The 14,691-nt window shown below is 62.7% G+C and carries 13 protein-coding genes; 9 read left to right on the top strand and 4 right to left on the bottom strand.

Going from position 1 to position 14,691, the window contains the following annotated elements; all coding sequences use genetic code 11:
* Window positions 1–233 precede the first annotated feature (233 nt).
* Window positions 234–3,080: an RNA polymerase-associated protein RapA gene (gene rapA, locus MFF34_RS22220; RefSeq protein WP_027594243.1), complete on the bottom strand. Its 2,847-nt coding sequence runs from the start codon at window positions 3,078–3,080 to the stop codon at window positions 234–236.
* Between the two features lie 151 nt (window positions 3,081–3,231).
* Between rapA and MFF34_RS22215 the strand changes: the two genes are divergently transcribed.
* The 8 genes from MFF34_RS22215 to MFF34_RS22185 all read left to right on the top strand — a co-directional run bounded on the left by MFF34_RS22215 (window position 3,232) and on the right by MFF34_RS22185 (window position 8,547).
* Window positions 3,232–3,927, top strand: a complete 696-nt coding sequence (locus MFF34_RS22215; RefSeq protein ID WP_027594244.1) for a M949_RS01915 family surface polysaccharide biosynthesis protein — start codon at window positions 3,232–3,234, stop codon at window positions 3,925–3,927.
* A 61-nt stretch (window positions 3,928–3,988) separates the two neighbouring features.
* Window positions 3,989–4,318 carry an aspartate-semialdehyde dehydrogenase gene (locus MFF34_RS22210; RefSeq protein WP_085273530.1) on the top strand — a complete coding sequence of 110 codons (330 nt, stop codon included), beginning with the start codon at window positions 3,989–3,991 and terminating at the stop codon, window positions 4,316–4,318.
* Between the two features lie 67 nt (window positions 4,319–4,385).
* Window positions 4,386–4,547, top strand: coding sequence for a hypothetical protein (locus MFF34_RS22205; protein ID WP_077068735.1), 162 nt, complete (start codon window positions 4,386–4,388; stop codon window positions 4,545–4,547).
* Between the two features lie 135 nt (window positions 4,548–4,682).
* On the top strand, window positions 4,683–4,799 hold the full coding sequence (gene ccoM / locus MFF34_RS28175; protein WP_003254862.1) for a cytochrome c oxidase subunit CcoM: 117 nt from the start codon (window positions 4,683–4,685) through the stop codon (window positions 4,797–4,799).
* 181 nt (window positions 4,800–4,980) lie between these two features.
* A complete protein-coding gene (locus MFF34_RS22200) occupies window positions 4,981–6,969 on the top strand; it encodes an FUSC family protein (protein WP_238216479.1) in 1,989 nt (662 codons plus the stop codon).
* Entirely contained in the window at window positions 6,956–7,162 is a 207-nt protein-coding gene (locus MFF34_RS22195) for a DUF1656 domain-containing protein (RefSeq protein WP_238216477.1), read from the top strand. Before MFF34_RS22200 ends, MFF34_RS22195 begins: the two co-directional genes overlap by 14 nt.
* Before the next feature lie 35 nt (window positions 7,163–7,197).
* Complete coding sequence (locus tag MFF34_RS22190) at window positions 7,198–8,067, top strand: HlyD family secretion protein (protein WP_238216475.1); 870 nt, start codon at window positions 7,198–7,200, stop codon at window positions 8,065–8,067.
* A 159-nt stretch (window positions 8,068–8,226) separates the two neighbouring features.
* Window positions 8,227–8,547, top strand: coding sequence for a DUF2025 family protein (locus MFF34_RS22185; protein ID WP_238216473.1), 321 nt, complete (start codon window positions 8,227–8,229; stop codon window positions 8,545–8,547).
* Window positions 8,548–8,593: 46 nt separating this feature from the next.
* Here the strand turns inward: MFF34_RS22185 and MFF34_RS22180 are convergent, their stop codons facing one another.
* Together MFF34_RS22180 and MFF34_RS22175 are read right to left on the bottom strand one after the other, a co-directional pair.
* Entirely contained in the window at window positions 8,594–11,182 is a 2,589-nt protein-coding gene (locus MFF34_RS22180; RefSeq protein WP_238216471.1) for an EAL domain-containing protein, read from the bottom strand.
* A 56-nt stretch (window positions 11,183–11,238) separates the two neighbouring features.
* Window positions 11,239–12,312 (bottom strand): diguanylate cyclase, encoded by a 1,074-nt coding sequence (locus tag MFF34_RS22175; protein WP_238216612.1) that lies wholly within the window; start codon window positions 12,310–12,312, stop codon window positions 11,239–11,241.
* Between the two features lie 130 nt (window positions 12,313–12,442).
* On the opposite strand from MFF34_RS22175, the gene MFF34_RS22170 reads away from it, so the two are divergent.
* Window positions 12,443–13,537 (top strand): MBL fold metallo-hydrolase, encoded by a 1,095-nt coding sequence (locus tag MFF34_RS22170; RefSeq protein WP_238216469.1) that lies wholly within the window; start codon window positions 12,443–12,445, stop codon window positions 13,535–13,537.
* Between the two features lie 3 nt (window positions 13,538–13,540).
* On the opposite strand, the gene MFF34_RS22165 is transcribed toward MFF34_RS22170, so the two are convergent.
* Complete coding sequence (locus MFF34_RS22165) at window positions 13,541–14,431, bottom strand: formate/nitrite transporter family protein (RefSeq protein WP_238216467.1); 891 nt, start codon at window positions 14,429–14,431, stop codon at window positions 13,541–13,543.
* Window positions 14,432–14,691: the final 260 nt, after the last annotated feature.

The raw sequence follows: 14,691 nt of genomic DNA, 5'->3' as shown, positions 1-14,691 counted from the left end.
GGAGACTGTCCAGAGGCAGTATAGGAAGAGGTGGTTAGGCCTTCCTGACTAATGGCACTTTGATTTCTACGATTTGGTTATGCGCTCAATAGCAGCCAGGAATATGGCTACTGGTGCCGCGCCACCTGTAGGAGCAGCCTTGCGCTGCGAAGAGGCCGGTAAAGCCACAGCATTGGCTGTGCCTGAACTGGCCTCTTCGCAGCGCAAGGCTGCTCCTACAGGGGCGGGGTGTATCAGCCGGCTACCAGCACGCGAATGGCTTCGAGGCGCAAGGCAGCTTTCTCAAGCATCGCCAGGCCTTCTTCACGCTGCTTGCGCAGGGCGTCGATTTCGCTGTCGCGCACGCTTGGGTTGACGGCTTGCAGGGCAACCATGCGCGCCAGCTCTTCGTCGGCCTCGGCCTGCAAGCGACGCTGCGCTTCGGCCACACGCTCGACGTGGGTCGGCATGATCTTGGCTTCACCACCACTGATGCGCTGGGCCAGCACATCACGTTGCGCCTGGACGAACTTGTTGGCGCTGGCGCGCGGCACGCTTTCGAGCTGGTCGTTGAGCGTTTCGAATGCCACGCGCGACGCCAGGTCGTTGCCGTTGGTGTCGAGCAAGCAGCGCAGGGCTGCCGGAGGCAGGTAACGGCCCAACTGCAGGGCGCGCGGTGCCACCACCTCGCTGACGAACAGCAGCTCGAGCAGCACGGTACCCGGCTTCAGCGCCTTGTTCTTGATCAGCGCAACGGCGGTGTTGCCCATCGAGCCGGACAGCACCAGGTCCATGCCACCCTGAACCATCGGGTGCTCCCAGGTCAGGAACTGCATGTCCTCGCGGGACAACGCCTGGGCGCGGTCGTAGGTGATGGTCACGCCTTCGTCGTCACCCAGCGGGAAGCTGGCGTCGAGCATCTTCTCGCTCGGCTTGAGGATCAGGGCGTTTTCCGAATGGTCTTCGCTGTCGATGCCGAACGCGTCGAACAGGGTTTCCATGTAGATCGGCAGGGCGAACTGGTCATCCTGCTCGAGAATCGCCTCGACCAGTGCCTGGCCTTCACCGGCCCCGCCGGAATTGAGCTCCAGCAGGCGGTCGCGGCCGCTGTGCAGCTCGGCTTCCAGGCGCTCGCGTTCGCCGCGGGCATCGGCCACCAGTGCATCCCAGGCTTTGCTGTCACCGCTTTCAAGCAGCGGCAGCAGGCGAGGGCCGAACTGATGCTGCAGGGCATTGCCGGTCGGGCAGGTGTTGAGGAAGGCGTTGAGCGCTTCGTGGTACCACTGGAACAGGCGCTCTTGCGGGCTGTCCTGCAGGTAGGGCACGTGCAACTGGATGGTGTGCTTCTGGCCAATCCGGTCGAGACGGCCGATACGCTGCTCGAGCAGGTCCGGGTGGGCCGGCAGGTCGAACATCACCAGGTGATGAGAGAACTGGAAGTTGCGGCCTTCGCTACCGATCTCGGAACAGATCAGCACCTGGGCGCCGAACTCTTCGTCTGCGAAGTAGGCGGCGGCGCGGTCACGCTCGAGAATGCTCATGCCTTCGTGGAAGACCGAGGCAGGAATGCCGGAGCGCACGCGCAGGGCGTCTTCCAGGTCCATGGCGGTTTCGGCATGGGCGCAGATCACCAGTACTTTGGTGCGCTTGAGCATCTTCAGGGTATCGATCAGCCAGTCGACCCGAGGGTCGAAACGCCACCAGCGCTCGTCGTCAGTGATGTCGCCCTGCGCCTGGAAGGCGACTTCCGGGTACAGCTCGGCTTTTTCGCCAGGCGGCAGGTCGCGGTACTGCTCCGGCATCGCTACCGGGTAGGCATGCAACTCGCGCTCGGGGAAGCCCTGAACGGCTGCGCGGGTGTTACGGAACAGCACGCGGCCAGTGCCGTGGCGGTCGAGCAACTCGCGGATCAGGCGCGCGCTGGCTTGGGTATCGCCATCGCTGACGGCTGCCAGCAAGGCTTCGCCTTCGGCCCCGAGGAAACCATGGATGGTGGCGTGGGCCTCCGGCGACAGGCGACCTTCGTCGAGCAGCTCCTGTACCGCCTCGGCGACCGGGCGATAGTTTTCGCTCTCGGCACGGAACGCCACAAGGTCGTGGAAACGGTTGGGGTCTAGCAGGCGCAGCCGGGCGAAGTGGCTGTCCTGGCCGAGCTGTTCGGGGGTGGCGGTGAGCAGCAGCACGCCAGGGATCACCTGGGCCAGTTGCTCGACCAGGCCGTACTCGGCGCTGACCTGGTCTTCATGCCAGACCAGGTGGTGGGCTTCGTCGACCACCATCAGGTCCCAGCCTGCGGCAAACAGCGCGTCCTGGGCTTTTTCGTCGTCAACCAACCATTCCAGGGCCACCAGCGCGAGCTGGGCGTCTTCGAACGGGTTGCTGGCATCGCTCTCGATGAAGCGCTCGGCGTCGAACAACGCCACTTGCAGGTTGAAGCGCCGGCGCATTTCCACCAGCCATTGGTGCTGGAGGTTTTCCGGGACCAGGATCAGTACGCGGCTGGCGCGCCCTGAGAGCAGCTGGCGATGGATGATCAGGCCTGCCTCGATGGTTTTGCCCAGGCCGACTTCGTCCGCCAGCAGCACCCGGGGTGCGCTGCGGTCAGCGACTTCACGGGCAATGTGCAACTGGTGGGCGATCGGTTGTGCGCGGCAGCCACCCAGGCCCCAGAGCGATGACTGCATCTGCTTGCTGGTGTGCTGCAAGGTGTTGTAACGCAGGCTGAACCACGACAGCGGGTCGATCTGGCCGGCGAACAGGCGGTCGCTGGCTAGGCGGAACTGAATGAAGTTCGACAGTTGGGTTTCCGGCAGGGTACGCGGCTGGTTTTGCGCGTCCAGGCCGTGGTACACCAACAGGCCATCGACATCGTCGACCTCGCGCACGGTCAGCTTCCAACCGTCGAAGTGGGTGATCTGGTCACCTGGCGAGAAGCGCACGCGGGTCAGCGGCGCATTGCGCAGGGAATACTGGCGGGTGTCGCCAGTGGCCGGGTAGAGCACGGTCAACAGGCGGCCATCCTGCGCCAGGATGGTACCCAGGCCGAGCTCTGCTTCGCTGTCGCTGATCCAGCGTTGCCCCGGTTGATACTGCTGCGCCATACTGCCTGAACTCCCGCGATGAAAAGCCGGCTATGTTAACGGATCGGCCGGTCAGACCAAAGTGTTGAAGTGCACCGAAAGGTGCCGAAGACCAACAGTCTAGCCGTTTCATCGACCAACACCGTCTTGTAGACGAGGGCCGCGCACCAACATGTCCGCCAAGCACCGCTGGTTGAACGTATCCCTGGCCGTGAGCAGCCTTGTGCTGCTGGCCGGCTGCGAGCAAAAAAGCTTCGAGACCTTGCCGGCGATTACGCCCGGGCAGCTTGAGGCACTGGGCGTGCAGACGCCGATCAAGAGCGTGCACTTTCGTGACCGCGACGGCGAAGGCCTGCTGGTGCTGAGCCGCACCGACGGCCAGGCCACCGACGCGGAAAACCAGCAGGAAGTGGACAAGGTGGTGCTCAAGGCCACGCTGTATGGGCGCACGGCCGAAAGCGATGCGTTCAAGGCACGTTGGCAGATTGAGCAGGAAACCACCTGCCCGGGGCTGGACCTGGATGTCGACTTCTATTCCGATGTCAGCGATGTCAGTGACCTGAACAAGGACGGTATCGCCGAACTGACGGTTGCCAGCCATGCCTTCTGCGGCGGCGGCATCGACCCCCACGATATCGCCATCGAAATGCGCGAAGGCCAGGCCATCTACACCATTACCGGCCAATCGCTGATCACCCCGGCGGGCGAGGAGCCGATCGGCGGCGAGCGCGAAGACAGCGCCTCGCTCAAAAGCGCGCCGCAGGTACTGCGCGAGCACATGGACGCAGTCTGGCAGCAGGTCTACAAGCGGCCCTGGAGCGAGGCGAGCCCGCCGAGCGATGACGACCCCGATGACGAAGTCGAATAAGCGTTGTCTCTATTCAAGGTAGGAAAACGCCCGCCGATACAGGGGTAATAGGAGACTTTCCATGTTGCCGCCGATTATTCCGCTCAGTGCAGCCCCGGTAACCTCGCAACAGGACCCGGTCAAACCCACCCCCGACATCAAGCCGGTGGTGCCCGCGCAGCCGACCTCCGGTGAAAGCGCCATCAACCTCAAGCAGCAGCGCGATCCACAGGAGCAGGCCTTGATCCTGCGTGATGAACAGCGTCGTCAACAGCAACGTCGGCAAAAAAGCGACAGCGAGCTTTACAGCGCGTTACCGGGCGATGAAGTCAACGCCGACAACACCGTACCGGTCGCCCCCTTGATGGGCGAGAGCCCACGTCAGGGGCTGTTGGTCGACATCGAAGTCTGACGCGGGGCTGGTCAGGGTCACTGGCTGGCTTCATCATGCAAGTCTCTGTTGATCGTCGAGCCCACCCATGAGCCAAGACAACCTCATCGATTTCGATGCCGAACGTGCCAAGCGCGTCCACGACCTCAAGGAAAAGCGCCTGAACGAAGTGCGCCAGGCCTTCGAGCAAGCCATGCCCTTGAGCGCGGCAAAGAAAAAGAAGCCCAAGGGCAAGCCCAAGAAGCGCTGAAACTTGACGCAGGTCAACCCTGCGCCCGCCCCGCGTGCCCGGTCCCGGGCACCATTGACCCCGGTCAATTTTCCCCGCCCCCACATTCGTTACCTTGCATCCATCGGACAACGGCAAACGAAGAGGGAGGCCGACATGTTCTTCGACAACGTGGTTATCGCAGGTGTGGTAACGGTCGGGTTGATGGTCGCATTCTTTGCCGGTCTGGGCATTTTCATCTGGAAGGACTCGAACAAGCGCAAGCCGCGCTGACCTTCCCGGTTCACGAGCACGCAAGGCATTTAGGGCGACTTCGGTCGCCCATTTTTTTTGCCTGCGAAAAGTCGGGCAGCGCATTTCAATAAAGATGATTAGCTAGCTAATTAATCGTTTCCGCATTATCCTTCGCTTCATTGTCTATCGTTTACCTGATCATCCCCGCAAGGTCCGCCTCGTGCCCATCACTCTCCAGGCCCTGTTCGCACCCAGCAGCCTCGCCCTCAAGTTCGCCATCAAGACCGTGCTCGGTGGCGGCTTGGCGCTATGGCTGGCGATGCGTTGGGGGTTGGAGCAGCCGTCATGGGCTTTGATGACGGCGTTCATCGTGGCTCAGCCGTTGTCCGGCATGGTAGTGCAGAAGGGCCTTGCGCGCTTGGCCGGCACCCTGGTCGGTACGTTCATGTCGGTAGTCTTTATGGGCTTGTTCGCCCAGACGCCAGGCCTGTTCCTGATCACCCTCGCGCTCTGGCTGGCACTGTGCACGGCCGCGTCGACGCAACTGCGCAGTGCCTGGGCCTACGCCTTTGTGCTGGCCGGCTACACCGCCGCGATAATCGCCCTGCCGGCCATCGACCACCCGTTGCAGGTGTTCGACCAGGCCGTGGCGCGCTGCACCGAGATCTGCCTGGGGATTTTCTGCGCTACCGCCACCAGCGCCCTGATCTGGCCACTGCGCGTGGAGCAGCAACTGGGCGGGCAAGCTCGGCAGGCTTGGCAAAATGGCTTGCAGGCGGCCAGTGCCATGCTGGGGGGAGAGGATGAAGCGCGCAAAGGGCTGCTGGAAAGCCTTGGGCGCATCGTCGCCATCGACAGCCAGCGCGAACACGCCTGGTTCGAGGGCAATCGGGGGCGTCAGCGGGCGCGCGCCATTCGCGGCCTGAGCCAAAAGCTGATGGTGCTGCTGCGTATCTCCCGCTCGGTGCGCCGGCAGTGGCGCCAGCTCGATGAAGGCGAAGCTCGGCACCTGGCGCCCTGGCTGGAGGAGGTGCGCGCGCAGTTGGGTGCACCCGACCAACCCGGCCTGTTGCTGTTGCGCCAACGCATCTGGGATGCCGCCCATGATGAGCGGATAAGCGCTGCCGAACATTACTGCCTGGCGCGCATGACGCTGTTGCTGGACTACGCGATGGCCGCGACCCAGGCGCTGGACGACGTTGAAGCGGGCAGGGCGCCCAAGGATGTGTCCCAGGGCCTGGCCGCACACCGCGACTGGTCGCTGGCACTGTTGTTCGGTTCACGCAGCGCGCTGGCGTTTCTGGTGATGAGTGGCTTCTGGCTGGCAACCGCCTGGCCCTCTGCGCCGGGCGGCCTGGTGCTGACCTGTGTGGTCTGCAGCCTGTTTGCCAGCCGCGAAAATGGCGCTCAGATCGGCCTTAGTTTCTTGCGCGGCATCTTTCTGGCGATCCCCGCGGCGTTTCTGGTCGGGCAGATTCTTTTGCCGCAGTGGAGCAGCTTCGCCATGCTCTGCCTGGGCATGGGTGTGCCGCTGTTTCTGGGTGCGCTGGGCATGGCCCACCCGCGTACCGGCGCGACCGCGACTTCTTATTGCCTGCACTTCATCGTGTTGGTATCACCGCTCAATGCCATGCAGTTTGGCGTCGCCAGCATGCTCAACAGCGCGCTGGCGATGCTGGTGGGCGTGTCTGCTGCGGTGATGGCCTTTCGTTTGTTGGTGTTCCGTCACCCGGCCTGGCTGGGCCGGCGCTTGCGGGCGGCGACCCAAAGCGACCTGGTGCGCCTGACCCGGCGCGACCTGCGTGGCGCCGACAGCTGGTTTGGCGGGCGTATGGCCGATCGCCTCTTGCAACTGGCGCGGCATGCCGGCGAATTGCCCGAAAGCGAGCGCAAGCGTTGGGATGACGGCTTGCACGGCCTGGACATCGGCGACGAACTGGTGCACCTGCGCATGTGCCTGGCGGTCGCCCAGGCGCCGTTGGGCCGCGCTGAGCGCGAGTACCTGCAGCAGGTGGAGGCGGTACTGGCCAAGGGGCCGGCGGCGGGCCGCGGGCAACGCCTGGACAGCGCCAGTGAACAATTCATCGCCGCCTTGCGTCGGCTGCCGGCAAGCGACCCGTTGCGCCTGGCTGAAGGTGCAGTGCTGCAGTTGCAGAAGAGCTGGGGCAAGTGGTGCCGCTGGCAGGAGGACGTGCATGGGGTTGCGTGAATGGGCGCTGGGCGGCGTGCTGCTGAGCCCGTTTCTGATTTATGTGCTGCTGGCGCTGGTGCTCACCGGGGTGTTGCGCTTGTTGGTTCAGGCCACGCCGTTGGGGCGCTGGATCTGGCATGAAGCGCTGTTCGACTCGGCGTTGTTCGTGTGTGTGTTGTTCCTGGTGGTGCGAGTACTGGGGGCTGCCTAAAGGCTCTTGTAACGTTTTTTGTAAGGAGTGATTCAATGCGTGCCGCCGTACGTACCCTGGTAACCCTGTGTGTGGTTGCCCTTGCGCTGTTGGCAGGCTACCAACTGTGGCAGTACTACATGCTGACACCCTGGACCCGCGATGCCCGGGTGCGCGCCGACGTGGTGGTGATCGCACCGGACGTTTCCGGTTGGGTGCGCGAGCTGAAGGTGCATGACAACCAGCAGGTCAAGGCGGGCGATTTGCTCATGAGCATCGACCGTGAACGCTTCCAGGCAGCCTTCGACCAGGCCAGCGCCGTGACCGAGACCCGCGCTCAGCAACTGCGCTTGCGCGAGCGCGAAGCGGCGCGGCGTACTGCCCTGGGGCCGGAGGCAATCAGTGCCGAGCTGCGTGAAAATGCCCAGATCAACGCCGCCATCGCCCGCGGTGAACTGCATGAGGCTGAGGCGCAACTGCAAGTGGCCAAGATCAACCTGGCGCGCAGCGAAGTGCGGGCGCCGCGCAGTGGCCATATCACCAACCTGCGCCTGGCCCAGGGCAACTACGTGAACACCGGGGAGTCGGTGATGGCCCTGGTGGACGATTCGACCTTCTATATCCAGGCCTATTTCGAAGAAACCAAACTGCCGCGCATCCGCGTCGGTGGCACGGTCAAGGTCTGGTTGATGGGGGCGGGCGAGGCAATGCAGGGGCATGTGGAGAGCATCAGCCGGGGTATCACCGACCGCAACAGTAATCCGGACAGCCAACTGTTGCCGGAGGTGGAGCCGACCTTCAACTGGGTGCGCCTGGCGCAGCGGATACCTGTGCGGATCCGCCTGGACGAGATCCCGCAGGGCATGAACCTGAGTGCCGGCATGACTGCCAGCGTGCAGGTGCACGAGGACCGGGTTACGCAATGAAGGAATGCCGAACCCTCTTACGGGGCTGCCGGCGGCACGCGGAAAACCTTGGCGAATGTGCGGTGACTTGCGTTAGGCTGGCCGCTGCGAGTTGCCCGGCAGAGGCGACCGTTTGCAGCCCGGCGTGCGTCACTTTCGACTTGATTGCGAGGTTACGGCATGGCCATCACTTCCCAGGACATCTGCAACGCGGCGGAGCAGCTCAACGGTTTCGTTGGCTTTCATGGCAAGCGCGGCATTCATATCGTGCGTTTTTCCGAGGACTCGTTCGGCATGGACGTGGCCGACGACAGTATCACCCCCTGCAGCGAATTCGTCTGGCGGCCCGAGCAAGGCCCGCGTATGGCGTTGTGCCGAGAACGCCTGGCACTGCTGCTGGACCAGCATGTGGATGACCGCTTGAACATTGGCGAGCCCTTGCGCACTTACCTGCGGCGCAGTGATTTGCCCGAGATCGTGGCCGAGCGCAACAAGCGCTGACGCCTTGCTGTTCACTGGGGGCAGCCTTGTTCTACGAAGGCTGCCTTTAAAGCAGGCGCCTGGCCGAGCCCGTGGGCGCCTGTTGCAGCAAGGCTTCGAGCGCCTCTTTAGGCAAAGGCCGGCTCAGAAAATAGCCCTGCACCTCATGGCAGCCGTCCTTTTCCAGTGCTTTGAGCTGCTGTTCACTTTCAACGCCCTCGGCTGTCACGGTCAGCCCCATGGCTTCACCCAGGTTGATGATGGCCTGCACCACGGCGCGATCATTGCCACTGGTGTTGTTCAGCCCGGCAATGAAGCGTTTGTCGATCTTGATGCTGTCGAACGGGTACGTGCGCAGATAGCCCAGCGATGAGTAACCGGTGCCAAAGTCATCCATGTTCAGGCGAACACCCAGCTCCTTTAGCGAAAGCATGGTGCTTAGCGCGCCTTCGATGTCGTTGAGCATCACGTTTTCGGTGATTTCCAGTTCAAGGCGCTGGGCGGGGAACGCGGTTTCCAGCAGGATCTCGCGAACGTCGGCCACCACGTCGCTGCGCAAGAACTGCGCAGGTGACAGGTTTACCGATATCAGCAGGCCCTCCGGCCAGTGGTGGGCCGTGCGGCAGGCTTCGCGCAGCACCCAGCGGCCCAGCGCGACAATGATGTCGCTTTGCTCAGCCAGCGGGATAAAGGTGTCTGGCCCGAGCAACCCCTCCTGCGGGTGCTGCCAGCGCAGCAGGGCTTCGACCGCGACGATGCGCAGGTCGCCCAGGCGATAGCGTGGCTGGTAATGCAACGTGAACTCCTGGTTTTGCAGGGCCCGGCGCAGATCATTTTCCAGTTGTCGGCGGTACTGGATCTGTTTGTTCATTTCGGCGGCGAAGTAGCGCCAGGTGTTCTTGCCCTCCGCTTTGGCCTGGTACAGCGCGATGTCGGCGCAGCGGATCAGTTCGCCGGCATCGAAGCCCAGCGTGCGGCTCTGGGCGATGCCGATGCTGGCGCCGATGTGCAAGGGCTGGTTGTCGAAGAGGATAGGTTGTTGCAGCAGGCTAATGAGGCGGGCGCAGAAACGGTCGACTTCAGTGCGGTTGTCCATGCCATTGAGCACCAGAATGAACTCATCGCCACCCAGTCGCGCGACCAGGTCGACATCGCGGGTGGTGTCGCGCAGGCGTGTCGCCACCTCTTGCAGCACAGCGTCACCGGCGGCATGGCCGAGGGAATCGTTGATCGGCTTGAAGTTGTCCAGGTCCAGCAGCAGCAACGTGAGTGGGGGCGAGTCGCTGCCGCGCAATAACAACTGCTCAAGGTGCCGGGCGAGTTTGTTGCGGTTGGCAAGCCCGGTCAGCGGGTCATGCAGTGACAGGTGCTGGATGCGTGCATGGGCGTCGACCTCGTCAGTGATGTCGCTGGCGGTGCCGCGAAAACCCGTCGGCTTGCCGTCGTACCAGATCGCCCGTGCCGAGATGCGGCAAAAGCGGTTTTGCCCGTTGTGGTCACGGTAGGTACAGCGCAGGTTTGCCAACTGCTGTGGGTCGGCGGCGGCCAACGCGTCCAGCCAGGGTGAGAGTGGCGTGGTGTCGCAGGCCAGCAGCTGGTTCACCGGCTGGCCCAGCCAGTCGTCCACCGGGTAGCCGGTGACGCTGACGAAACGCTGTGAAAGATAGGTCAGGCGTTGTTGTCGGTCGGTTTCCCAGATCCAGTCGGATGCGGCTTCGGCGACGGCGCGAAAACGCTGCTCGCTGGCCTCCAGGGCCTGGTTGCTCTGCTGCAGGCGCGCCAGGCTAAGGTCGATGGCGCGGGAGCTGCGCAAGGCGTGGCGGAACAGGTAAAGCATCACCAGGCCGAGTATCAGCAGCGCGCACAGCAGCGGCGGCAGCATCGCCCACAGCAATTGCTGGCCCGGCAGCGGGCTGGTCCAGGCCAGGTGGAAGCCGGTATCGCCCAGCGCGATACGCTGCTGGCCATGCTCGCCGGTAGCGTCTTTCTCGAGGTGCATGCCCGCCAGGCCGGCGCCGGTACCCAACCGAGTGAGTTTGTCGTCGGTCAGCTGGTCGACGAACAGCATGACGGGTGCCTGGCGCACTTCGCTGTCCGACACGTCCTTGTCTGGCCGTACGGCCGCGGCGCTGAGCACGGCGGGCCATCCGTTGAACAGCACGAACCGGGTGATTTGTTGGCGGGCGCTGGCAGCCCCCCGCGCTTCATTGATGATGGGTTGCAGCGGCGCTTCTATATAAGTGCTGGCGCTCGCTTCACTGGGCTTGCCTTTGAACAGGGCGTAGGTGGTGCGCTGGTCGTCCACCACGAACACACCTTCGTAGCCACTGGCGCTGTATAGCGATTCACCGACGTTCTTCTCTTCATAGGCCCACTGCCAGTCCGCCTTGCCGGCCAGGTGTTCAAAGGCGGCATCCCACACGGCATAGCTGGACAGGAACTGGCGTGAGGCGAGCAGCCGTTGCTCGAGGGCTTGCGAGGCATGGAAGGCGCTGCGCTGTTGCTCTTGGTGATCGAGGGTGGCGGCGATGTTGAGCAATGCGCCCAAGGTGACTAGGCAGGCCAGGCCGAAAACCGCGCAAAAGCCTGCAATCAAGCGGCGAACTTGAAATCGGGGTGTGGGTAGGGTGGGTGGAAGGTTGGCGGTCCTGGCCATGTGCGGGTGACTCCTTCAAGAACAGCAGCCTCCCGCAAGGCAATCAGGAAGGAGGTTCAGTCAGGATAGGCCAGCCTGAGGCCGGTGGCCTCGCGTTGCGCGAAATTGACCTGGTCGCGGCCAGCGTGCTTGGCGGTGTAGAGCGCCTTGTCGGCCTGTTCGAGCCAGTGTTCGGGGGATTCAAGGTCGGCGTCGAAGGCAGACAGGCCGATGCTGAGGCTGATCCGCAAGTGTGGTAATTGCGGGTTGCGGTAGCTCGCCACCCGCTCGCGCAAGCGCTCCATGGCCAGGCAGGCCTGAGCCTCGTTGGTGTCCGGCAGGATCACGCAAAATTCGTCGCCACCGTAGCGCCCGGCCTGGTCGACCTCACGCAGGTTGCGTTTGAGCTCTTCGCTCATCTGGCGCAGGACGCAATCGCCGACTACGTGACCAAACGTGTCGTTGATGGTCTTGAAGTGGTCGATGTCGATCAGGGCGATGACCGCCTGTTGCTGCTGTTGCTGGCAGGTCTGGAACTTGAGCAGCAGCAGGTCTTTCCAGGCACCGTGGTTGAGCAACCCGGTCAGGCTGTCGGTAAGGCTCAGCGCACTGAGGCGGCGCTTGTGCTCTGCCAGTTTGATTGCCAGGCGGTAGCAGACCCAGCCCAGGGCCAGCGGGTAGAGCGTCAGCATTGGCAAGCACGCGTAAACCTGCAAGGGCGTGGCAGTGAGTTGCAAGCCAGGGCCGAGCACGAGCGTGGCCAGGAGCATGCCGGCAAGCTGGGCCAGCACGCCACGAACGACCAGGCGTTTGCCGCCCGCGGCCACGTTGTTCATGGTCATCATCGACAGCACGGTCACGCTGGGCAGTGGGTTGAAGTGCATGGCGGCGGTCCAGAAGCCGCCCATCAGCGAGTCCAGCAGCAGGTTGCGCTGTTCTGCCTGATAAGGCGCTGCCGAGCGCATCGCCCACAGGTAGGCTAAATGCGGCCAGACAATCCCGTTGAACAGCACCAGCAGCCAGACCCAGGTAGGCGGCGATAGCGGCGCCATGGCGGCCATTACACTGAACAGGCCGATGCCCATGCCGATGATGCGCGGCAGGTAGATGCGCTTGACGAAAGAAAGGCCCTTGCCGCTGCGGTTGTCCATCATGGTCATCGTTCTTCTGCTAAGGCGCCGTTTATCGCATAACGCGTGTGAATATTGTTGAACAGTGTTTCATCTATGAAAAATGACCTTACAAGCCAATTCACGGTTGATCTGATCACTGTGGGGTAATATGAAGGCTTTCCTGTTGCTTGGAGTGCTCATGCTCATGGTTCCCATGGCTAACGCTGCCGGCGAATCGGCGCCTCAACGGGACGGTCGTTTCCATAATCAGGCCCGTCTACCTCAAGACGGCGTGATGAAGAAGCTGCACATCGGCCTCAAGTACCTGTTTTTGCGCAAGCCGCCCGACACTCGGCCCTCCACCCCCCTCCATGTGCAGCCCATGACCCGGCAGCAGGTGCTTGATGCACCTGATCACAGTCTGTGGCGCCTTGGCCATTCGACGATATTGCTGAAGTTGCGCGGGCGCTTCTTTATTACCGACCCGGTATTCGCCGAGCGCGCCTCACCGGTGCAGTGGGCAGGGCCGCAACGTTTCCATGCGCCCCCGCTTGGCCTGGACGAACTGCCGCCATTGGCCGCGGTGATCCTGTCCCATGATCACTTCGATCATCTGGATGAGCAGGCGATTCGACGGCTTGCCCCGCGTACGGGGGTGTTTCTGGCACCGCTTGGGGTGGGTGACCTGCTGATCGAATGGGGGGTTGCAGCAGACAAAGTGCGCCAACTGGATTGGTGGCAGGACACTGAAGTTGAAGGGGTGCGCTTTGTCGCCACCCCAGCACAGCACTTTTCAGGGCGTGGCCTGTTCGACAGTAACCGGACCTTGTGGGCGTCCTGGGTGATGATCGATGAGCAGCTGCGGTTGTTTTTCAGCGGCGATACAGGCTACTTCGAGGGCTTCAAGCAGATCGGTGAGCGTTTCGGGCCTTTCGACCTGACCCTGATCGAGACCGGGGCCTATAACGTCGCCTGGCCGAGCGTGCACATGCAGCCGGAGCAGAGCCTGCAGGCACACCTCGACCTGCAGGGGCGCTGGATGCTGCCGATTCATAACGGCACCTTCGACTTGTCCACCCATGCTTGGCAAGAGCCATTCGAGCGCATCCTGGCCCTCACTGAGCAAGCGCAGGTGCGGCTATGCACCCCGCAGATGGGCGAGCGGGTCAGCCTGGACTCGCCGCATGCCGGGCAAAACTGGTGGCAGCCCAAGCCTGCGCATCAGCGAGAGCGGTCGACAGAGCGCGCCGTGGCGGTGCGCTGAGGGTCATTTTTCAGCGTCTCGCTGGCGAGGCGGCTTCTGGTCCTCCAGTAAACGCGAAGGCGGTTTGCCGCTGTCACTGCGCACCTGCGCATGGCTTATCAGCGCGAAGATGAAGCTGCCACCGATGATGTTACCGGCGAGGGTCGGCAGGGCGAATGCCAGCAAGAAGCTGCGCCAGGTTTCTTCACCGGCCCAGACCAGGTAGGACACTTCCACCGAACCGACGACAATATGGGTGAAGTCACCCAGCGCCATGAAGTAAGTGATCATCAGGATGATCCAGATCTTGGCGTGCTCCATCGACGGGATCATCCAGACCATGGTGGCGATCATCCAGCCCGACACAATGCCTTTGGCGAACATCTGGCCGATATCGTTCTTCATTACCTTGCGCCCGACCTCTAGGAAGGCCACGTCGGTCTTGCCGTCGAATATCGGCAGTTCCAGCATGACCCAGGCCACCAGCAGGGTGCCGGCCAGGTTGCCGAGCAATACCACGCTCCATAGGCGCAGCAGGCGACCCAGGTTGGCCAGGGTAGGCGAGGTCATCACCGGCAGCACGGCGGTGAGTGTGTTCTCTGTAAACAGTTGCTGGCGGGCCAGGATCACCGCCAGGAAACCTGCACTGTAGCCAATGCTTGCAATCACCTGGGCGCTGTCGCCCTCGGGGAGGCGGGCATAGAACAACCCCATGGCCATGAGCGAGAGCCCCATCGACAACCCGGCAGCCAGTGCTGACCACCACAGGGCTGCGATCGTGCGCTCAAGCTCTTGGTCGCCCTGGTAGCGAATGATCTCGTGCAGCACCGCTGCCCTTGGCGGCTGGTTATGGCTGACCTCCTGCTCTTCGTCCGCCGACAGGCCTGGCGTTTTCTCGCTTTGCGTCTCGCTCATGGTTGCCACGCTCCGTGGGGTGTTTATCTACAGATCGGTTGCGTGTTCATTAGTTGCGAAGGGCGGGCAAACACTACTGGAAAGTTTTTTAGATCAGGGTGTTGACTCTGATTTCAAAGCGCGTATTATTCGCCTCCTCGCAGCGATGAACGCTTCGGGGCAAGCGGCAAGTTGTTGAAGTTGAAAGCTTTCGAAAGAAAGCGAAGTTAAAAAACTTCAAAATAAACGCTTGACAGCAAATGAGGAAAGCGTAGAATGCG

The organism is Pseudomonas sp. PAGU 2196 (assembly GCF_022179005.1).
In the GTDB taxonomy this organism is placed as follows: Bacteria; Pseudomonadota; Gammaproteobacteria; order Pseudomonadales; family Pseudomonadaceae; genus Aquipseudomonas; species Aquipseudomonas kermanshahensis.
The sequence above is the reverse complement of the archived record's forward strand: the minus strand, read 5'-3'. Positions and strand labels throughout refer to the sequence as shown.